At 72.2% G+C, this 19,811-nt stretch carries 19 protein-coding genes and 2 tRNA genes; 11 read left to right on the forward strand and 10 right to left on the reverse strand.

Features of this window, described 5'->3' with window-relative positions:
- Positions 1-17 precede the first annotated feature (17 nt).
- The 4 genes from ABLE88_RS03390 to ABLE88_RS03405 all read left to right on the forward strand — a co-directional run bounded on the left by ABLE88_RS03390 (position 18) and on the right by ABLE88_RS03405 (position 3,584).
- Positions 18-476 (forward strand): HIT domain-containing protein, encoded by a 459-nt coding sequence (locus ABLE88_RS03390; protein WP_348830055.1) that lies wholly within the window; start codon positions 18-20, stop codon positions 474-476.
- A complete protein-coding gene (locus ABLE88_RS03395) occupies positions 473-1,462 on the forward strand; it encodes a beta-ribofuranosylaminobenzene 5'-phosphate synthase family protein (RefSeq protein WP_348830056.1) in 990 nt (329 codons plus the stop codon). The genes ABLE88_RS03390 and ABLE88_RS03395 overlap by 4 nt, the downstream gene beginning before the upstream one ends.
- A 105-nt stretch (positions 1,463-1,567) precedes the next feature.
- The gene (locus ABLE88_RS03400; RefSeq protein ID WP_348830057.1) at positions 1,568-2,692 is read left to right on the forward strand and encodes an ATP-grasp domain-containing protein; all 1,125 of its coding nucleotides are present in this window, start codon (positions 1,568-1,570) and stop codon (positions 2,690-2,692) included.
- A 34-nt stretch (positions 2,693-2,726) separates the two neighbouring features.
- On the forward strand, positions 2,727-3,584 hold the full coding sequence (locus ABLE88_RS03405; protein WP_348830058.1) for a triphosphoribosyl-dephospho-CoA synthase: 858 nt from the start codon (positions 2,727-2,729) through the stop codon (positions 3,582-3,584).
- On the opposite strand, the gene ABLE88_RS03410 is transcribed toward ABLE88_RS03405, so the two are convergent.
- On the reverse strand, positions 3,566-4,318 hold the full coding sequence (locus ABLE88_RS03410) for a HisA/HisF-related TIM barrel protein (protein ID WP_348830059.1): 753 nt from the start codon (positions 4,316-4,318) through the stop codon (positions 3,566-3,568). The two genes, ABLE88_RS03405 and ABLE88_RS03410, sit on opposite strands and share 19 nt — an antisense overlap.
- Positions 4,319-4,356: 38 nt before the next feature.
- Here ABLE88_RS03410 and ABLE88_RS03415 point away from each other — a divergent pair, with 38 nt between their 5' ends.
- The 5 genes from ABLE88_RS03415 to ABLE88_RS03435 all read left to right on the forward strand — a co-directional run bounded on the left by ABLE88_RS03415 (position 4,357) and on the right by ABLE88_RS03435 (position 9,757).
- Positions 4,357-5,322 carry an ATP-grasp domain-containing protein gene (locus ABLE88_RS03415; RefSeq protein ID WP_348830060.1) on the forward strand — a complete coding sequence of 322 codons (966 nt, stop codon included), beginning with the start codon at positions 4,357-4,359 and terminating at the stop codon, positions 5,320-5,322.
- Positions 5,323-5,545: 223 nt separating this feature from the next.
- Positions 5,546-5,983, forward strand: coding sequence for a dihydroneopterin aldolase (gene folB / locus ABLE88_RS03420; protein ID WP_348830061.1), 438 nt, complete (start codon positions 5,546-5,548; stop codon positions 5,981-5,983).
- A 147-nt stretch (positions 5,984-6,130) separates the two neighbouring features.
- Complete coding sequence (locus ABLE88_RS03425; protein WP_348830062.1) at positions 6,131-7,120, forward strand: class 1 fructose-bisphosphatase; 990 nt, start codon at positions 6,131-6,133, stop codon at positions 7,118-7,120.
- A 69-nt stretch (positions 7,121-7,189) separates the two neighbouring features.
- Positions 7,190-7,870, forward strand: a complete 681-nt coding sequence (rpe, locus tag ABLE88_RS03430) for a ribulose-phosphate 3-epimerase (protein ID WP_348830063.1) — start codon at positions 7,190-7,192, stop codon at positions 7,868-7,870.
- A gap of 276 nt (positions 7,871-8,146) precedes the next feature.
- Positions 8,147-9,757 carry an acyl-CoA synthetase gene (locus tag ABLE88_RS03435; RefSeq protein WP_348830064.1) on the forward strand — a complete coding sequence of 537 codons (1,611 nt, stop codon included), beginning with the start codon at positions 8,147-8,149 and terminating at the stop codon, positions 9,755-9,757.
- A gap of 9 nt (positions 9,758-9,766) precedes the next feature.
- Here the strand turns inward: ABLE88_RS03435 and ABLE88_RS03440 are convergent, their stop codons facing one another.
- On the reverse strand, positions 9,767-10,330 hold the full coding sequence (locus ABLE88_RS03440; protein WP_348830065.1) for an invasion associated locus B family protein: 564 nt from the start codon (positions 10,328-10,330) through the stop codon (positions 9,767-9,769).
- Between the two features lie 161 nt (positions 10,331-10,491).
- Here ABLE88_RS03440 and ABLE88_RS03445 point away from each other — a divergent pair, with 161 nt between their 5' ends.
- Entirely contained in the window at positions 10,492-11,715 is a 1,224-nt protein-coding gene (locus ABLE88_RS03445) for a glycosyltransferase family protein (RefSeq protein WP_348830066.1), read from the forward strand.
- 39 nt (positions 11,716-11,754) lie between these two features.
- Here the strand turns inward: ABLE88_RS03445 and ABLE88_RS03450 are convergent, their stop codons facing one another.
- The 7 genes from ABLE88_RS03450 to ABLE88_RS03480 form a co-directional block, all read right to left on the reverse strand.
- Positions 11,755-12,813, reverse strand: a complete 1,059-nt coding sequence (locus ABLE88_RS03450) for a FecR family protein (RefSeq protein ID WP_348830067.1) — start codon at positions 12,811-12,813, stop codon at positions 11,755-11,757.
- Between the two features lie 12 nt (positions 12,814-12,825).
- The gene (locus ABLE88_RS03455; protein ID WP_348830068.1) at positions 12,826-14,226 is read right to left on the reverse strand and encodes a tetratricopeptide repeat protein; all 1,401 of its coding nucleotides are present in this window, start codon (positions 14,224-14,226) and stop codon (positions 12,826-12,828) included.
- Between the two features lie 213 nt (positions 14,227-14,439).
- Positions 14,440-15,264 carry an SGNH/GDSL hydrolase family protein gene (locus ABLE88_RS03460; protein WP_348830069.1) on the reverse strand — a complete coding sequence of 275 codons (825 nt, stop codon included), beginning with the start codon at positions 15,262-15,264 and terminating at the stop codon, positions 14,440-14,442.
- Positions 15,265-15,500: 236 nt separating this feature from the next.
- Positions 15,501-15,577 (reverse strand) — tRNA-Asp (locus ABLE88_RS03465).
- A 302-nt stretch (positions 15,578-15,879) separates the two neighbouring features.
- Positions 15,880-15,955, reverse strand: a tRNA-Val gene (locus ABLE88_RS03470).
- Positions 15,956-16,240: 285 nt separating this feature from the next.
- Positions 16,241-17,416, reverse strand: a complete 1,176-nt coding sequence (locus ABLE88_RS03475) for a M24 family metallopeptidase (RefSeq protein WP_348830070.1) — start codon at positions 17,414-17,416, stop codon at positions 16,241-16,243.
- A gap of 5 nt (positions 17,417-17,421) precedes the next feature.
- On the reverse strand, positions 17,422-18,390 hold the full coding sequence (locus ABLE88_RS03480; protein WP_348830071.1) for a Bug family tripartite tricarboxylate transporter substrate binding protein: 969 nt from the start codon (positions 18,388-18,390) through the stop codon (positions 17,422-17,424).
- Between the two features lie 77 nt (positions 18,391-18,467).
- Between ABLE88_RS03480 and ABLE88_RS03485 the strand changes: the two genes are divergently transcribed.
- Complete coding sequence (locus ABLE88_RS03485) at positions 18,468-19,268, forward strand: IclR family transcriptional regulator domain-containing protein (protein WP_348830072.1); 801 nt, start codon at positions 18,468-18,470, stop codon at positions 19,266-19,268.
- Positions 19,269-19,423: 155 nt separating this feature from the next.
- Here ABLE88_RS03485 and ABLE88_RS03490 read toward each other — a convergent pair whose 3' ends face one another.
- Complete coding sequence (locus ABLE88_RS03490; protein ID WP_121622304.1) at positions 19,424-19,702, reverse strand: HU family DNA-binding protein; 279 nt, start codon at positions 19,700-19,702, stop codon at positions 19,424-19,426.
- Positions 19,703-19,811: the final 109 nt, after the last annotated feature.

Below are 19,811 nucleotides of genomic sequence, written 5' to 3' on the forward strand. Positions count from 1 at the left end.
CCTTGCGATGTCCTGCCATGAACGATCAGGAGGACGCCGAGATGAGCGCCACGCCGGCTTATGACCCCAGCAACGTGTTCGCCAAGATCCTGCGCGGCGAATTGCCGGCCCATAAGGTCTATGAGGACGACAAGGCGCTCGCCTTCCTCGACATCATGCCGCGCGCGCCCGGCCATGCGCTGGTGATCCCCAAGGCGCCGTCGCGCAACCTGCTGGACGTGGCGCCGGACGACCTCGCCCACGTCGCCAAGATCGCCCAGAAGGTGGCCAAGGCCGCCATGGCCGCCTTCGCGGCGGACGGCGTCACGCTGCAGCAGTTCAGCGAGGAGGCGAGCGGCCAGGTGGTGTACCACCTGCACCTCCACGTCATCCCGCGCCATGCGGGCGTGCCCCTGAAGCCGCCGCACACCGAGATGGAAAAGCCCGAGGTGCTGGCCGAGACCGCGGCCCGGCTGCGCGCCGCGCTCGCCTCGTGAGCGGCGGCGCGCCGGCTGCGGCGCTGCGGGTGGAGGCGCCGGGCCGGCTCCACCTGGGTTTCATCGATCTCGGCGGCGCGCTGGGGCGGCGCTTCGGCAGCCTCGGCGTGACGCTCGACGAACCCCAAACGGTGATCGAGGCCGCGTGCGCCGACCGCGACAGCCTCGAAGGCCCCGAGGCCGAGCGCGCCGGCGCGGCGCGCGATGCGGCACGGGCCGCGCTCGGCATCGCCGATCGCTGCGCCATCGCCGTCAGGCAGGCGCTGCCGGCCCATGCGGGCTTCGGCTCGGGCACGCAGATGGACCTCGCCGTGGGCGCCGCCGTGGCGCGCCTCGCCGGACGCCCCCTCCCCGCGCGCGCGCTCGCCGACCTCATGGGGCGCGGCCGCCGCTCCGCCATCGGCACCGAGGCGTTCGCGGGCGGCGGCGTGATCCTGGACGGCGGGCGCCGCCCGGACCGGGAGGCATCGCCGCCGCTGCTCGCCCGCCTGCCCTTCCCCGACGCCTGGCGCGTGATCCTGATGCTGGACCGCGACCGGCACGGCCTCAGCGGCGCCGAGGAGACCCGCGCCATGGCGCAGCTGCCGCCGTTCCCGCAACAGCTCGCCGCCCATCTCAGCCACCTCGTCCTGCTCAAGGCGCTGCCCGCGCTGGCCGAAGCGGACGCGGACGCCTTCGGCGCCGCCATCGGCGAATGGCAGGAGCGGCTCGGCGATCATTACGCCGCCGCCCAGAGCGGGGCGCGCTATCTCAGCCCGGACGTGGCGCAGGCCGCCCACTTCCTGCGCGGCGAAGGCGTCGCCGGCGTCGGCCAGAGCTCCTGGGGGCCCACGGGCTTTGCCGTGGTGGGCGACGGGCCGCAGGCGGAAAGGCTCGTCGAGGCCTTGCGCCGGCGCTTCGCATCGTTCACAAACCTGTCATTCCTTTGCGTGCGCGGTCGCAACCAGGGCGCCGCGTTCAGATCCATCGGCGCAGCCGTCCCGTGACCAGAAGGAGGCCCCGCATGGCTGCAGCCACGAGCCAGCCCACCCGCGCTCCCGACGTGCGCACCCGCGCGTGCGCCGGCGCGCGTCCCGCCGCGGCCTGACGCCATGGATCTCGCCATCATCGCGCTGTCCGCGCGCCCGCTGGTCGCCAGCGCCGCCCGCGCCGGCCTCGCCGCGCTGACCTTCGACCTGTTCGCCGATCTCGACACCTGCGCCCACGCGGCGCGCTGCGTGAAGGTGCACAAGAAGCACGGCTTCGCTTTCGACGGCGACGACCTGATCCAGGCCCTCGCCTCGCTCGCCCCCGCCGGCTTGCCGGTGGTGCTGGGCGGCGGGCTGGAGGACGAGCCGGAGCTCATGGTGCGCATCGCCGAGCGCAACCCGATCCTCGGCAACGCGCCCCAGACCGTGCGCATCATCAAGGACCCGCTCGCCCTCGCCGCTCTGTGCGGCCATCTCGCGATCCCGTTTCCCGAAGTGAGCCTGGGCACGCCCGAGGGCCTGGCGGAACCGATCATCGAGAAGAAGATCGGCGGCGCCGGCGGCGGCCACATCCGCCGCCGCGCCGCCGGCGACCTCTCGCCGCCCTGGCCGGACCACTATCTCCAGCGCGAGGTCGGCGGCATGTCGGTCTCGCTGCTGGTGCTGGCCAACGGGTCGGAGAGCGTGGTCGTGGGCGCCTCGCGCCAGTGGCGCGCGAACGATCCGGACCATCCCTTCCGCTATGGCGGCGCCGCCGGTCCGATCACGCTGCCCGAGCCGGAGGGAAGCGCGATGCGCGAGGCGGCGCACCGCATCGTGCGCGCCTGCGGCCTCGTCGGCCTTCTCTCCATCGACTTCATGGTCGGGCCTGAGGGCTGGTTCCTGGTGGAGGTCAATCCCCGCCTCGGCGCCACCCTCGACATCTTCGACGTGGACCCGCTGCCGCCACTGCTCGGCCTGCACCTTGCCGCCTGCGGCGGGCGCATCCCACCCGGCCTGCCGCAGCCGTCCGAGGCCCACGCCGCGGGCGTGATCTATGCCGACCGGGACATCATCGTGCCGCCCGGCCTGTGGCCCGAGGAGGTGGCGGACCGGCCGGCGGCGGGCGCCGCCATCGCCCGCGGCGCGCCGGTCTGCACCGTGCGCACCCAGGGTCCGACGCTCGAGATCGCCGAGGAGCGCCTCCTCGTCCGCAGCCGCGACGTGCGGCTCCAGCTCGGCCTCGGCGCGCTCGCGCCGGCGCCGTGAGAGGCCCGGCGGCGCCGCGCGGGGAGCGCCGGCCATGGCGCTGACGCCGGCCGTGGTCGCCCGCGCCTTCGCGGCCGCCTGCCGCGCCGAGCTCGACGCGCTGAAGCCCGGCAACGTGCACCGCTTCGCCGCCGGGCACGCCATGGAGCCGGCCCATTTCGAGGCGGCGGCCGCCGCCTCGGCCCCGTTCATCGGCGCGCCCAGCCTGACGGTCGGGGCGCGCATCGCCCGCGCCGTGGACGCCGCGCGCGCGGCGAGCGGGCTCAACGCCAATCTCGGCATCGTCCTTCTGTGCGCGCCGCTCGCCCAGGCGGCGCTGGCGCCCGCGCCCGCGCCGCTGCGCGCGCGGCTCGCGCAGGTGCTCGCCGGCCTCGACCTAGACGATGCGCGCGAGGCCTTCGGCGCCATCGCCCGCGCCAATCCCGGCGGCCTCGGCGCCGCGCCGGAGGCGGACGTGCGCGCCCCCGCCACCCTCCCGCTCGGCGCCGCCATGGCGCTGGCGGCCCATCGCGACACCATCGCCCGGCAATACGGCACCGGCTTCGCCGACGTGTTCGAGCGCGGCCTGCCGCTGCTCGCGGACGACCCGCTCGCGCCGGCGCGGCTCGAGGCGGCCTTCCTCGCCTTCCTCGCGGCCCTGCCCGACAGCCACATCGCCCGCAAATTCGGCGCCGACGCCGCCGAGGCGGTGCGGCAGGAGGCGGCAGCGGTGCAGTCGCAGATCGACGGCCTGCCGGCGACGGACCGGCACGCTTGCCTCCTCGCCTTCGACGCGCGGCTGAAGGCCAAGGGCCTCAATCCCGGCACCAGCGCCGACCTCACCGTGGCGAGTGCCTTCGCGGCGCTGCTGGACGCCGCCGAGGCGGGCGCCGTTCAGCCGCCCTCGGCGTAGCGGCGCGCCGCCGCGCGGCCGATGCGCCCGTCATGGAGCGCGCTCGCCACCAGCGCCCCGGCGACCCCCATCTGCGCCAGCCGGTCGAGATCCGAGGCGTCGCGCACGCCGCCCGCCGCATAGAAGGCGCCGGAGCGCCGGCGCGCCATGGCGGCGGCGAGGGCGGCGCAGTCGGGCCCCGCGCCCGAGCCCACCCGCGCCAGCGTCATGACGATGACGCGCTCGGGCCACAGGTCGGGCGCCCCGTGCACCGCCTGCGGCCCGCGCGGGCCGGCGGCGTCCTGGTCGAGCGACAGGATCACCCCCGGCGCGGCGAGCGCCGCGCGCGCCGCTGCGATCCCGTCGAGGCTCTCGGTGCCGACCACCGGGGTGCCGAGGCCGGCGCGGCCCCGCGCCGCCAGCCGGTCCGGCGTCGTCTCGCCGGCATCGACCCACAGGGCGAGATCGGGAAATTGCGCGCGCAAGGCGCGAATCTCCTTATCGTGAGGGCGTCCGCCCGTGATGGCGTCGAGATCCGCGAGGTAGAGGGTGGAAAAGGGAGCGAGTTCGAGCAGGCGGGCGACCACCTGGAGCGGCTCGGCCGAACCCGCGAGCGGGGAGTGCCAGGGTTGGTAGGCGTGGCGTTCGCCGCGGACGGCGCGCACCACTTGGCCTCCCTTCAGGTCAAGGACGGGAATAAGATGCATGAGGTCGATTCCCCGGGCACGCGTCGATTGGATTGCGCGTCCTCGCATTGGAAGTCAGTGGGATCGCCGGCTGAGAGAGGGACGACATGCGCGTCTTCGTCTGCGAATACGTGACATCCGGCGGCCTGCGCGACAAGCCCTTGCCGGAGACGCTGCTGCCCGTGGCGCTGCAGGTGCGCGACGCGCTCATCCGGGATCTCGAGGCGCTGCCCGGCGTCAGCACCGTGCTCGCCCATGACGACCGCCTGCCGAAGCCGAACGAGGACAGCGTGCCCGTGGGCAAGGGGGACGATCCCTGGATCTGCTGGTCGGGTCTCGCCCACGAGGCGGACGTGGTCTGGCCCGTGGGACCGGAGACCGGCGGCGTGCTCGCCCGCATGGTGCGCCTCATGCACGAGAGCGCCGACCGGCTCATCGCCTCCTCGCCGGCGGCGGTCGACCTCGTCTCGAGCAAGCTGCGCACCGCGCAGGTGCTGGCGCAGAATTTCATTCCCCATGTCGCCACCTACACGCTCGACACCATTCCGGCGGACCTCACCGGCGACCTGATCACCAAGCCGGACGACGGCGCGGGCGGCGAGAACACCCGCGCCTGGCCGAACCGCGACGCGCTGCCCCGCAACGGCCGGCTGGTGGTGCAGCCGTTCGTGCACGGCACCCCGGTGAGCCTCACCGTCTTGGTGCGTCCGGACGGGGTGACGCTGCTGTGCGTGAACCAGCTCCACATGAGCCATCTCGTTGGGGTGCTGTCGGTCACCGGCATCACCGTGGGCGCCATCGACGACAAGGACGGCGCGCTCGCGGTGCTGGCGCAGAAGGTGGTGGCGGCGATCCCGGGCCTGTCCGGCATCATCGGCATCGACGTGATCCTGTCCCCATCCGGGCCGCTGGTGGTGGAGGTGAACCCCCATGTGACGGTCGCCTATGCGGGCCTGCATGCCGCGCTGGGGGTGAACCCGGCCGCCTTCCTGCCGGAGCTGATCCGCGACGGGCGGCCGCCCGCCATGCCCCATCTGCCGCGCCCGCGCCCGGTGGAGGTGGACCTGCGCTGAGCGGAGCCGCGTGCGCTCGACCCGCGCGGCCCGCGCCAGCGGCAGGGAGAAATTGCCGCGATCGTCTTGATCTTGCTCGCCCAAGGGGGTCCCATGGGCGGCCCAAGGCGCCGTGGCCGGCGCGCCGGGGCAGCGCCCTCGCCGAGTCCGGCGCGGGCGCTGGCGTAGGTCCGGCCTCATGGCGGCGCCCGCGACGCGGGCTGGCCGCCGGCACGAGGCGTCGATGAGAGCAGATGAACCCGAAGCGGCGGCCGACGCCGAGACCATGGCGGCCGAAGTCCAGTCCGCGCCGCGCCACGGCCTCGACCGGCTGTTCGTGAAGGGCATGCCGTTCTATGCCCGCCACGGCGTCTACGAGGCCGAGCGCGAGCTCGGCCAGCGCTTCGTGGTGGATTGCGACTGCCGGCTCGACACCCGCCCCGCCGCCTGGGCCGACGACGAGGCCCTCACCATCTCCTATCAGAAGATCTACGAGCAGGTGCGCGCGGTGGTGGAGGACGATCTCGTCCATCTGATCGAGACGCTGGCGGAGCGCATCGCCACCCGGCTGCTGGATCATTTCCCGCTCCTGGAGGAGGTGGTGGTGACGGTGCACAAGCCGAACGCGCCGGTGAGCGGCGTCTTTGCCGACGTCGGAGTGGAGATCACCCGCCGCCGCTGACCAGGACCTGGCCGGGCCTTGCGGCGCGGCGCGCCGGAGGACGGCGCGGCGGGGGCTGCGTCGCCCGCCTTCCCCGGCGCCGCGCTCTGGGCCATAAGGGCGCCGGGCGGCCCCGCGCCCATCCGGCAGAGCCTTCAGGAGACGGCGGTGAGCGAGATCGTGACCCTTCAGACCTATCTCGAGCGATGGGCAGGCGGCGCCCCGGCGAAGACCGCGGTGGCCGAGGCGGTGCGCGCCATCGCCGCCGCCGGGGTCGGCATCGCCGATCTCGTGGCGCGCGGTCCGCTGGAGGAGAGCCTCGCCAAGATCCGCGGCGCCGAGGCCAATGCCGGCGGCGACACCCAGAAGGAACTGGACGTGGTGGCGGAGGAGCGCATCCTCGCCGCCCTGAAGCCGACGCCCGTCGCCTTCCTCGCCTCCGAGGAGAGCGAGGCGCTGATCCCGGTGAACCCGGCCGGGCGCCTCGTGGTGGCCGTGGACCCGCTGGACGGCTCCTCCAACATCGACACCAACGTGTCGGTGGGCACCATCTATTCCATCCTGCCCTATGATGCGGGGAACCACGCCGATCCCAAGGACGCGGTGATGCGGCCCGGCCGCGACCAGGTGGCGGCGGGCTTCCTCGCCTACGGGCCGGCCACGGTCCTGGTGGCGACCTTCGGCGCGGGCACGCAGGTGTTCGTGCACGACCGGGAGAGCGGCGACTTCCTGCTCGCCCGCGCCGGCGTCGAGATCCCTGCCGAGACCAAGGAATACGGCGTCAACCAGTCCAACGTCCGCCACTGGGACGCGCCGATGACGCGCTACATCGAGGATTGCCTCGCCGGCAAGGAGGGCCCGCGCGGCAAGGACTTCAACATGCGCTGGGTGGGCTCCATGGTGGCCGACGCGTTCCGCATCTTCACCCGCGGCGGCGTCTATCTCTATCCCGGCGACAAGCGCAAGGGCTATGAGAGCGGCCGCCTGCGCCTGATCTACGAGGCCAACCCCGTGGCCTTCCTCACCGAGCAGGCGGGCGGCGGCGCCACCGACGGCAAGACGCGCATCCTCGACATCACACCCCATCACATCCACCAGCGCATTCCGCTGGTGTTCGGCTCCAAGGCCGAGGTGGAGACGATCGCCGCCTATTACTGAACATGAGGCGGGGCGCCATGGCGGCGCCCCAATAGGCGCCGAAGAGGCGCGCCGAACGGAGTTCCTCCCATGACCACGCCGCTGATCGCCCCGTCCATGCTCGCCTGCGACTTCTCGAAGCTCGGCGAGGAGGTGCGCGCGGTGGCGGCGGCGGGGGCGGACTATATCCATCTCGACGTGATGGACGGGCACTTCGTGCCCAACCTCACCTTCGGGCCGGACATCATCAAGGCGCTGCGCCCGCACACCGACAAGGTGTTCGACGTGCATCTCATGATCTCGCCCGTGGAGCCGTATCTGGAGGCCTTCGCCAAGGCCGGGGCGGACATCATCTCGGTCCATCCCGAGGCGACGCCCCATCTCGACCGCTGCCTTCAGGTCATCAAGGGGCTCGGCAAGAAGGCCGGTGTCGCCATCAACCCGTCGACCTCCGAGCGGGTGCTGGACTATGCGCTGGAGAAGGCGGACCTGATCTGCGTCATGAGCGTCAATCCCGGCTTCGGCGGGCAGGCCTTCATCCCCGAGATGGTGGAGAAGATCGCCCGCATCCGCGACATGATCCGCGGCCGCGACATCCGCCTGGAGGTGGATGGCGGCGTCAATCCCGAGACCGGCGCCCTGTGCGCCAGAGCGGGGGCGGACGTGCTGGTGGCGGGCTCGGCGGTGTTCAAGGACGGCCCGGCCCACTACCGGGCGCGGATCGAGGCCATCCGCCATGCGGCCGCCGGCGCGGCGGGCCTTGTCGCCTGAACCGGCGCCGGACGTTCGAGACGCGCCGACGCCGACCGCCAGCGTCCACCGAAGCGGACGCCGGCCGGCCTGAGGACCCGGTCCGCAGACCCGGCTCTTGACCTCGCCAGGAAAAAAACGTTCGATCGTTTATATGGGACGAAAGTCCGCTCGGCCCGTGCGCGCGGTGCTTCGCGCGCCGCTTGAAGTATGGTTAATTTTACATTTTAAAACAAAATCTTAACGGCACATGCTCAGGTCCGCGACGAGGCGGTGTCCGCGTTCTGGGAGGAAAATATGGCCCACGATGCATCGCGCTACGAGGCGCTGGTCCGCGCCTTCCGATGGCAGGTCCCTGCCCGCTTCAACATGGGCGTCGCCTGCGTGGATGCCCATGCGGACGGCTCGGGCAAGCCTGCTTTGGTGTTCGTGGAGGAGAGCGGAACCGTACGCAGCTATTCCTTCGACGAGGTTAAGGGCCTCACCAACCGCTTCGCCAACGCCCTCCGCACGAAGGGCCTGAAGCGCGGCGACCGGGTGGCGGTGTTCCTGCCCCAGGCGCCGGAGACCGCCATCGCCCACCTCGCCGCCTTCAAGGCCGGGCTCGTCTCGGTGCCGCTCTTCACCCTGTTCGGCGACGAGGCGCTGGAGTTCCGCCTCGCCGCCTCCGGCGCCAAGGCGCTGGTCACCGACGCCGCGGGGCTCGCCAAGCTGGAGCGGGTGCGCGATCGCCTGCCGGACCTCGCCACCGTCTACCTCACCGGCGCGTCCGCGCCGCCCGGCACGCTCGCCTTCGACGCCGCGCTGGCGCACGCAAGCGATGCCTTCACGCCCGCCGACACCGGGCCGGACGACCCGGCGATCATCATCTTCACCTCCGGCACCACCGGGAACCCAAAGGGCGCCCTGCACGGCCACCGGGTGCTCATCGGCCATTTGCCCTGCATCACCTTCATCCACGAGGGCATGCCCCGGCCCGGCGACCTGCACTGGACGCCGGCCGATTGGGCCTGGATCGGCGGCCTGTTCGACGTGCTGTTCCCGAGCCTCTATCTGGGCGTGCCGGTGCTCGCCCACCGGGCGAAGAAGTTCGACCCCGAGGCGGCCATGGACCTGATGGCGCGCCACCAGGTGCGCAACGTGTTTCTGCCGCCCACCGCCTTGAAGCTGCTGCGCCAGGCGGACGTGCGGCACGACGGCCTGGTTCTGCGCTCCCTGCTCACCGGCGGCGAGAGCCTGGGGGCGGAGCTCGGCGCGTTCGTGAAGGAGCGGCTCGGCGTCGAGGCGCGCGAGATCTACGGCCAGACCGAGTGCAACCTGGTGGTGGGCTCCAATTCCGATTTCTTCCCCATCCGCCCGGGCGCCATGGGCAAGGCCATCCCCGGCCACGACGTGCGCATCGTCGACGCGGAGGGCCGCGAACTGCCCGACGGCACCGAAGGCGAGGTGGGCGTGCGCAAGGGCGATCCAGTGATGATGCTGGAATACTGGCAGAACCCCGAGGCCACCCGGACCAAATATGCCGGCGACTTTCTGCTCACCGGCGACATGGGCCGGCGGGACCGGGATGGCTACCTCTGGTATGTGGGCCGGGCGGACGACGTCATCACGTCGGCCGGCTACCGCATCGGCCCGGGGGAGATCGAGGACTGCATCCTGAAGCACCCGGCCGTGGCCCTGGTGGCGGTGGTGGGGGTGCCGGACCCGCTGCGCACCGAGGCGGTGAAGGCCTGGGTGGTGCTGAAGGACGAGGCGCGCCCAGGCGAGGACCTCGCCCGCGAGATCCAGGAGTTCGTGAAGACCCGGCTGTCCGCCCACGAATATCCGCGCCAGGTCGCCTTCACGGACACATTGCCCATGACCGCCACGGGAAAGATCCTGCGGCGCGAGCTGCGCGCGCGGGGCTGAGCGCGCGCCTCAGCCCTTCAGCGCCTCTTCCATGGCCTTGCCGAGGCCCTGGAACGAGACCGGCAGGATGATGGGGCTGCGCGAGCCGTTCTCGAACTGGAACTCGCCCTTGCCGGCGCTGGCTTTGAGCGCGTCGAGCTGCGCCCTGGTGAGCTCGGTGGAGGCGACGCAGTGCTGGCCGCAGCGCTTGTAGGTGAGCGTGATGTCGGAAACGCCCGGCACCTTGAAGGTGACGTTGGCCGGCAGCCACACGCCCGGCGGCACCAGCACGATGAGGCGCACTGGCCCGTCCTTCTCGGCGCGCACGGCAATATGGGCGAGGACGCCTTTGAGGTCGGTGGTCTGGAGCGTCTGCACCGCCTCGCATTCCGCCTTGGCGCCGCCGCCCTTCTTGCAGCGCACGGTCCAGTCGTCGTGGACCGAGTGGGTCTCCGTGGCGGGCGCAGGGGTCTGGGGCGGGGCGATCTGGGGTGCGGGCGCCTGGGCGAGGACCGGGCCCGCGAGCGCGAGCACCGCGAGCGCGGCGCCGGCCAGGGACAAAAAGCCGAGGGACCTGTGCGAGAACCTGTTCATCAGCCTGCTCCTTGATCGCCTCGCGCGCCCGCCCGCCGGCGCGCCGGCCCGCCACCGGCATCGCGCGCCGCCCGCGCGCTCCGGGATATCCGACCCGCCCCCCCGCAGGCAACCGGAATTGCCGCCGCTCGCCGCCGCCGCCGCAAGGATGCCTTCATCGGATGGCGTCAAGCTGGCCCATCGCCGGGGCGCCGCAGGAGGCAGCATTGGGTTCGCGACGGGTGCTCCTGGCCTGGGAGCTGGGGGTGGGCTACGGCCATTCGACCAAGCTCGCCCGGGTCGGCGCACGCCTGCGCGCGGCCGGCCACGAGGTGGTGGCGGCGTGCAGCCGGCCCTATTTCTCTGCGCCCCTGGTCGAGGCCGGCATCCCTGTCATCGCGGCGCCCGAGACCACGCCTCCCGACTACCGGACCATTCCGGCCTCGGCGACGCTGACGGATTCCCTCGCCCAAGCGGGGCTGCTGGATCCGCGCGCCATGCAGCGTTCGCTTGCCGGCTGGCGCGCGATCCTCGACCGGGTGAGGCCGGACCTGGTGGTGCTGGACTATGCGCCCATGGCCACGCTCGCGGCGCGCAACCGGGCGCTCAGGATCCAGACCGGCGTCGGCTTCTGCCTGCCGCCGCAGGAGCTGACGGCATTCCCGCTGCTGCACACCCTGATGCCGCCCCTGGCGCGGGACGAGGACATGCTCGCCGCCGTCAACCGCGCGCTCGCGGCCGAGGGGAGCGACGGCATCGACCGCGTGGGCGCGCTGTTCGAAGGCAACGACGCCTTCGTCACCACCTTCCCGTTGCTCGATCCCTATGCCGACCTGCGGCAGCGGCCCGCCGACGGTCCGCTCATGACCGAGCCCATGCGCGAGCGCCGGGCCGACGCCGCGGGCATCTTCGCCTATCTCAACGGCGATGGGCTGGCGCGGCCCGGCGTGCTGGCGGCGCTGTGCGTGCTCGGGCCGATGCTGGAGATCTACCCGCCCGGCGCGACCCCCGCATGCCTCGCGGCGCTGCGGGCCGCCGGCGCGCGGGTGTATGGCGAGCCCCAGCGGCTGAGCGTGGTGCTCGCGCGCACCCGTCTGGTGCTCCACCAGGGCAATGCCGGGATCGCGGCGGACGCGCTCGCGGCGGGCGTGCCGCAATATGTCCTGTGCCAGCACGTGGAGCACTATCTCAACGGCGAAGCCATCGCCGCGGCGGGCGTGGCGCGCAGCCGGCCGCTGTTCGATCCCCGCTACGTTCCTGATCCCACGGACATCCTGGCCTTCGCGGAGGATCAGGACGCGGCGCACGTCGCCCTTGCGGCCGGTCGCATACATCGCGCCCTGCTTGAGCAGCGCCCGCCGCTCGAGCACCTTGTGGCGCGCTGCCTCGCCCTTTTGTCCGCGTGAGGCGGCTCGCCGCTGCGCAGGCGCAACGTCCGGCGGACGTCAGTCCCTGCCGCCATTGCCCAGAATGCCATGGAAGGCGGACGATCCGGGCCAATTCGGCAGGTTCGGGAAGCCCGGGCCATTCGTGCCATGCTGGTTGCCACCAACATTGCCGCCGGGGCCATAGCCGCCGTACCCTCCGGGGCCGTAACCTCCGGGGCCGTAACCACCGGGACCATAGCCACCGGGACCGTAGGGATTGGGCGTGTAGACCGGGATGAAGACGTTGTCCTGGCCCTGCTGGGAGGCCTGCTGGGCCGCCGCGTCGGCCTCGCTCTGCAGCCGGGTGTTGAAATAGCGGCAGGAGACCGCCGCCAGATCCATGGTGGTCTGGCCCTGGGCCGGCAGGGAGCACGGCCCGCCGGCATTGGGCGCGAGCCCGGCGAGGTCGGGCGTGGTGCCGGGCCGCCCGCCGGTCTGGCGTCCCTGGCTGAGCGTCTTGGCGATCAGCGCGTCAATCTCGGCCTGGCTCACGCGCACCGGGCCGACGATGCCGTTCGGACCGACGATCACCATGAAGCCCGGCCGGCGCACCACCACCGGGGCACCCGAGGGGCCCTGCACCGTCAGCGTGCCGAACTGCAGGATGGCGCGGGTCTCGCCGCCGAGATGGGTGATGCCGGCGACGCCGCCGCGGATGCCGATGGTGGCCACCGGGGTCTTCACCTCGGCGCCACCGGTGTGGCTCGCCGACCCGCCCACGAAGCGCACCGCGCCCTTGGTGAGGGAGAGCGCCATCGACCCCGCCTTCTTGTTGGGGTCGTAGACGAATTCGTCGATCAGCAGGTTCGAGCCGGGGCCGATATTGAGCGTGGTCTTGTCCACGAACATGACCTGCACGCTGCCGGTGTCCGAGGTCTGGATCCGCTCGCGGTGGATGATGCTGGAGCCGAGTTCCAGCACGCGGGTTCCGCCGCCGCCCTGGCCCGTGGAGCGCGGGTTCACGGCCGCGGCGGTGCCCACCTGCGGGCTCTGGGCGAGGGCCGGCGCGCCTGCGGCGGCGACCAGCGCCAGCGAGGCGACGGAGGCGAGGAGCCGGGCGGGAGTGCTGATGGGCATGGCGCGAGCTCCTCAGAACCGGACGTTCGGCCCGATCGACACGCTGAAATTGTCGAACGAGTAATTGGGCAAGGACGAGCTCGACCAGGTGTACTGCACCTGGGTGAGCAGGCCGTATTGCTCGTGGATCGGAACGTCGAGGGCGATGCCCACGCGGTACTGGTCGTCGGTGCGCGCGAGGAGGCGCGAGACAAACGGGTTGGCGGCATCGTAGCCGTAATAGGAATAGCCGGCGGAGGGGATCACCACCCACCGCTTCACCCCCCACAAGCCCTGGAACTCCACCGGCAGCGCCAGGTCGAAGTTGAAATTGTCGTAGGCGTACCAGGGCACGCTGGCGTCGGCGTCATTGTAGGCCAGCCGGGCGCGCCAGCTCACGGTCTCGGTGACGCGGCCGAACAGGCCGGCGCCGACCGTCCACATGCCGCCGCTCTGGAAGCCGGCGGTGGGATAGTTCGAGCTGTTCTGGTAGTCGCGCTGGCGCGCCTCGACGAACGGCTCGATGGAGAAATAGGGGCTGAACGGCAGGTAGACCGACACGCCGGCGCCATAGGTGCCAAGATAGCTCGCGCCGCCGAGCGTGATGCCGCCGGCCAGCACGTAGGGGCGCACCGAGGAGCCGGGCAGCGCATCCGGCGCCAGGGCGAAGCGCGGGCCGGTATTGGCCTCGGCGAAGCCGAGATTGAGGCGCTCGATCTGGAACTGCTGGGAATAATAGAGGTTGAGATTGCTCTCCCAGACGTCGCCGCGCTGGTTGCCGAAATCGTAGACGTGCCGCACCGTGGCGAGGCCGAACACGTTGCCGTCCGCCTTCGAGGCGTAGCTCGGCGGCAGCAGCGCCGCCACGTCGTCGCCGATGATGATGCGGCTCGACGGGCCGTAGCTGGCATTGGACTGGTAGCGCACGCCGGCCTGGGCATAGACGCTCCACTGGTTGGTGGAGAGCCGGCGCTCGATCTCCTCGAGATAGGCGGTGACGTTGGCCTGCTCGGGGCCGCTGAGTCCCGGATTGCCGGAGATCGGCTGCAGATAGGCGCGGGCGGATTCGTAGGCGCCGAGCCGGTAATAGAGCCGGCCGAGCTCCAGCCTCACCCGGACCAGCTTGGTATTGTAGAACAGGATGCGCTCGTAGACGCCGATCGCGGCCTCGTAGTCGCCGAGCCGGGTCGCCCGCTCGGCCAGCCGGAAGGCGAGCTCGACATCCGCCGGACGCCGCAGGGATTCGTGGAAGAGCGCGTTGAACTCCGGGTCCGCGTCCGCCGCGGCGGTCTGCTGCGCGAGGACCGGCGCAGCCGCGCCCACGAGGGCGCCGACGACGGCGCAGAGCGCGACGGCGCCCATGAGGGCTTGGGCCTTGCTGCTCCGCGCGCCGCCGGACCTGCCGGTCCGCGCGACGTTGAACGTCGAATGCATGCCAAAAAATCCGGCTGTTGTCGCCGGCAAGGCCCGCCCCTTGCCTTAACTCCGTCTTAACACTTGGCGCCCTGCGATGGGATCGCCGCCTGCCGTTAGGGTTACGATTTGTAACCCATTTGATCTGCAGGCATGTATTTTTGCCACAGGTCAAGCCTCACCTTGATACCGGAGGCCCCAATCGGCGCGCGCCGCCGCCGGCGCAGGGCTCGATCAGCGCCCGGCGGCACCCGCCGGCGGACGGCCGGGAGCGGGCGTCGGCTCGGACGATTGGGGGCTTGCGGCCGGCGGGTTCGCCAGAATGCCGGCGGCGAGCAGGTCGGCAAGGCAGGCATAGCCCCGGTCGCCCATGTGGAAGCGGTCGAGCGCCATGATGGTCTCGAAGGCGCCCGGCGCGGCGAGCGCCCAATGCTTCATGACCGCGTAGCGCCCCAGCAGCGCGGCCCCGCGCGCCGCCGCGGCCCGGTGCACCGCCGCCACGAAGGCCTCGTAGTGCGCGAGGTTAAGGATGCCGCGGAAATACTGCTGGTCCACGATGATCGGCACGCCTCCGGCGGAGAGGACGGCGTCGAGGCCGCGGACCACCAGGGCCTCGAGGCCCGCCGGCGTGCCGCCGAACAGGACGTCGTTGGTGCCCACCTGCCAGATCACGATCTGCGGCGGCTCGGGCGCCGCCATGGCGGCCTCGAGGCGGCGCAGCGTCGCCGGCCCGGTCTCGCCGGAGACCCCGGCATTGGTCACGGCGACGGCGCGCGGGGCGAGCGCGGCGCTGAGGCGGCCGGCGAGCTGGGCAGGATAGGCCTGGCCGCTGCCGGAGGCGCCGAAGCCGGCGGTGCTGGAGGAGCCGATGGCGAGGATGCGCAGCGGCGCGCCGGCGCCGATGGCGCCCACCGCGCGCGGCAGCGTGAACGGCGGCGCGCTGGCGGGCACCTCGAACGGGCACTGGCTCGCATGGGGATCGGACGCCTGCGCAGCAGCCGGCATCGATGGCAGGAGGAGCGCGGCCAGCAGGGCCAGCGCGCGGGTGCCGGCGGTCATGGGCGGGAGGCGGCGGGGTGGGACATGATCTTGGACCGGTCCTGCGGGCCCCCTCGGGCGGGCTCCGACGCCGGACTCTGCCAGGATTTCCCGATGATCTTCAAGGCCTTCCTCAAACCCCTGCCACCCCGCCCGAGCCGACCGGAGCGCCCTGACGGCGCCGCCGGCAGCCGGGCTGAGGGCCAGGCCGAAAGCGCTGGCGCCGGCTGGACTTTCGCTAAAAGTCATTGGAAATCTGGCGGGAGTGACGGGGCTCGAACCCGCGACCTCCGGCGTGACAGGCCGGCGCTCTAACCAACTGAGCTACACCCCCGAACCGGCATCAGCCTTGGCGACGCCGGGGAGAGCGGCGTGGTAAGGCACCCCCCGGCCCAAGTCAAGCAAGGCCGGCGCATTTCCCCGCGGATTTCGGCGCCGGCGCCGCACGGGCCGTTGCGGCCCTTCGTTCGGCGGGAAAGTTGCGGCTGTTCGCGCGCACATTCGCGCGGCTTCGTCCTGCCCGCCCGCACCGGCCGCCGGCAATGCCCCGGCCCCGCCGGATCGCCGGCCGCGGCACGCCGCGTCGGACGGCAAAGGACAGGAAGGACGGGCGGGACAGGAAGGACGGGAAGGCGATGGTGGGCGGTGACGGGCTCGAACCGCCGACCCTCTCGGTGTAAACGAGATGCTCTACCAACTGAGCTAACCGCCCGGCGTCCGCCCTTAAACCACCGCGCGGCGGGGCGGACAAGAGCGCGCGACGGAGCGGGCCCCGGACCGGCACCGGGCTGCCGGGCAGCACGGCGAACACGCGGCCCAGGCCGCAGCTTTCCCGCTCCCCGGCGCGCCCCCGCAAGCGGGAGAGGGCGGGCGCCCGGCCGTCAGCCGGAGCGCCACCGGCGCCAAGCGGCAGTAGCGCCAGACCGTTCGGCAAGGGCTGCCGCGACGCGGCTGTGCCCTCCACCGGGGCGCGCCTGCGCCCGCCCCGGCCTCAGCCTCACGGCAGATAGCGCACCTTGGGCGGCAGGCCGCTGAGGCCCTCGCCGCCGGTGGCGGTGACCAGGGTCGGAAATTCCAGCCGCAGCCCGCCGAGGCCGGGCGCGTAGAGGTGGGTGCCGAGGGCGATCACCATGCCCTCCTGAACCGTGTCGGTGCTCGACGGGTTCACGAACGGCCGGGTGCGGGCGCAGGTGCCGAGGCCGTGGCCGAACAGGGGCAGGCCGAAGCTGCCGAAGCCGTGGCGGGCGAACACCTGATGGCCCTCGGCGGCGCAGTCCTTCACGGCCCGGCCCGGGCGCAGCCCGGCGAGCATGGTCGCGGCCGCCTCCTCCCAGCAGGCGGCGAGCGCGTTCTGCTCCGGCGTCGGCGTGCCGAGGAACACCGGCAGGGACAGATCGGAGAGATAGACCCCCACCATGGTGTGGAGGTCGATCACCACGAACTGGTCGCGTCCGATCACCGCGTCGGTGGCCTGCTGGGTGACGCCGCGGGCGAAGGCCGAGCGGTCGCCGGCGCCCACCTCGGTGCCGCCGGTGATGGCCCAGGCCCAGGACGAGCCGGCATCGCGGATCGCCGCCTCCACCACGCCGGCCACATGGTTCTCGCTGACCCCCGCGGCCACCGCCGCGACGCCGGCCTCGTAGCCGGCGGCCGCCACCTCGGCGGCGCGGCGCAGCAGCGCGATCTCCGCCGGCGACTTGATGAGCATCAGATCGTCGATCCAGTCGACGCCATTGACCAGCGGCGCCTCGGGCAGCGCCTCGGTGAGGGCGAGATACTCGCCCGCCGTGAGCATGCCGGGCGCCACCTGGGCGGCGCCGGGATGGGCGAGGTCGAGGCCCACCGGAAGCCGCGCGAGGCCGTGGCGGGCGAGCAGCGCCGCCACCCCCTCCACCAGCGCCGAGCCGGTGAAGTCGGTGACGGTCTGGGCGCAGCCCTCGGCCCGGGCCCGCTCGGCGTCCATGGCCCAATAGAGGATCTCGCAATGGCCCTCGCGGGTGACCACCACGGCGCCGCGCCACGGCATGAAGACGCCGCCGAGATAATGCAGGGCGCCCTGGCGGGTGCCCACATAGGCCCCCGCCCCTTCCGCCCTCACGCGGGCGGCCAAAGCGGCGACGCGGGCGGCGAACTCGGCCTTGGGGATGGATTGGGGGACCGAATGGAAGGTCATGCCGCTCACTCCACCTGCGCGCCCGAGGCCTTCACCGCCACCGCCCAGAGCTTGGTCTGGTCGGCGATGAAGGTGCGGAACTGATCCGGCGTGGAGCCCACCGGCTCGGCGCCCTGGGCGATCAGCGTCTCGCGGATCTTCGGGTCCTTGAGCGCATCGGCCACCGCCTTCGAGAGCATATCCACCACCGGGCGCGGCGTGCCCTTGGGGGCGACGATGCCGATCCAGCCGAACGCCTGGTAGCCGGTCAGCCCCTGCTCGGCGATGGTGGGCACGTCCGGGGCGATGGGCGAGCGGCTGGCGCCGGTGACGCCCAGCGCCTTCAGCTTGCCCGCCTTCACCAGCGGCATGGCGGTCATGAGCGAATCGAACATGATCTGCACATGGCCGCCGGCAAGATCGGTGAGCGCCGGGGCGCTGCCCTTGTAGGGCACGTGGGGCATGTCGACGCCGGCCTGGGAGCGGAACAGCTCGCCGGTGAGGTGCATGGAGGTGCCGCTGCCGCCGGAGGCGCGCAGCACCTTGCCGGGATTGGCCTTGGCATAGGCGATCAGCGCGGGGACCGTGCTCGGCGGGAAATCCGCGTTCGCCACCAGGACGAGGGGATACTGCACCAGCTGCGACACCGGCTCGAAGTCCGCGATCGGGTCGAACGGCATCTTCTTGTAGAGCGTCTGGTTGATGGCGTGGGTGCCGATGGTGGCCACCAGCAGCGTGTAGCCGTCCGGCTCGGCGCGGGCCACCTGGAGCGCGCCGGTATTGCCGCCGGCGCCCGGCACCGGCTCGACGATCACCGGCTGCTTCAGGCTCTCCGTCATCTTGTCGGCCACCATCTTGGCGGTGATGAAGGTGGGCCCGCCGGTGGCGGCCGGCACCACCAGCCGGATCGGCCGGCTCGGGAAGCCTTCGGCGAGGGCCGTTGCGGGCAGCAGCGCCGCCAGCGCGAGAACCGGGACAAGTTTCTTGAGGAACATCCGTACCCTCCCTTGAAATGTTCGTTTAACGAACATATGATCGATAGACGAACAACCTAGAACGGATGGGTCCGGCTGTGAAGCAGCTTTGGAGTGCGGCGGAAATCGCCGCGTGGCCGAAGGGGGGCGACGGCTTCGTCGAGGCTTTCGCCAAGGGGCTCGCGGTGATGTCGGCCTTCGAGGGCGCGGCGGGCGGCCTCACCATGGCCGAGGCGGCCCGCCGCACCGGGCTGACCCGCGCCGGCGCCCGGCGCATGCTGCATACCCTGGTGGCGCTCGGCCTCGCGCGCCAGGACCCGACCGGGCGCTTCGCGCTCACCTCACGGGTGCTGCGGCTCGGCTATTCCTATCTGTCCTCGCTCGACATCGCCGAGCGGGCGCGCCCGGTGGTGGAGGCGCTGTCGGCCGCCACCAACGAGACCGTGGCGGTGTCCGTGCTCGACGGGGGGGAGGTGACGTTCGTGGCGCGCGCGGACGTGGCGCGCATCCTGCGCAACCGCCTCTCGGTGGGCAGCCGGCTGCCCGCCTTCTGCACCTCTATGGGGCGGGTGCTGCTCACCCAGCTGGCGCCGGAGGCGCTGCGCGCCCTGCTCGCGGGCGCCGAGCGGCCGGCCTACACGCCGCAGACCCTCACCGGCGTGGATGAGATCGCGGCCGAGATCGCGCGCGTGAAGGCGCAAGGCTGGGCGCTGGTGAGCGAAGAGCTGGAGCCGGGCGCCTGCGGCATCGCGGCGCCGATCCGCGACGCGCAGGGCCATGTGGTCGCCGCGCTCAATCTCAGCACCAATCTCGCGCGCACGTCGCGCGCGGCGCTGGAGGGCGACCTGCTGGCAAAGCTGCTGGAGGCGGCCGAGGGGCTCTCGGCGTCGGCGGGATGATCCTTCGGGATGTCGCGGCTGGCGGGTGCGGCGCCGGCGTGGTCCGGAAGCCTGCCCCGCTGCGCCACGTTGCGCGCCGGGAGCCCAGGGGTCCGGGCGGCGCGCAACGTGTGCAGTGCGCGCGTCGGATCAGGGCGATCCGACCGCGCGGCGCATCAGCCGTTGACGGCTTCCTTGAGGCCCTTGCCGGGGGTGAACTTCGGCGCCTTGGACGCCTTGATCTTCACCGGCTTGCCGGTGCGCGGATTGCGGCCTTCGCGGGCGGCGCGCTTCACCACCGAGAAGCTGCCAAAGCCGATCAGCTTGACTTCCTCGCCCTGCTTGAGCGCCTTGGCGATGATGTCGAAGGTGGCGTCCACCGCCGCCGCTGCGGCCGTCTTCGTCAGCTTGGCCTCTTCAGCCACCGCGGCGATCAGTTCGTTCTTGGTGGTCATCTGACCATTCCCTTCCGTTGAATACACTCGAATCGCGCGGGATCGAGCCCAGGGCGATCGGCGCGAAGCATCACGGAAAATGCGGCTTTTGCAAGCGTCATCGTCGACA

It is taken from the genome of Xanthobacter luteus (assembly GCF_040049235.1).
Classification (GTDB): Bacteria; Pseudomonadota; Alphaproteobacteria; order Rhizobiales; family Xanthobacteraceae; genus Xanthobacter.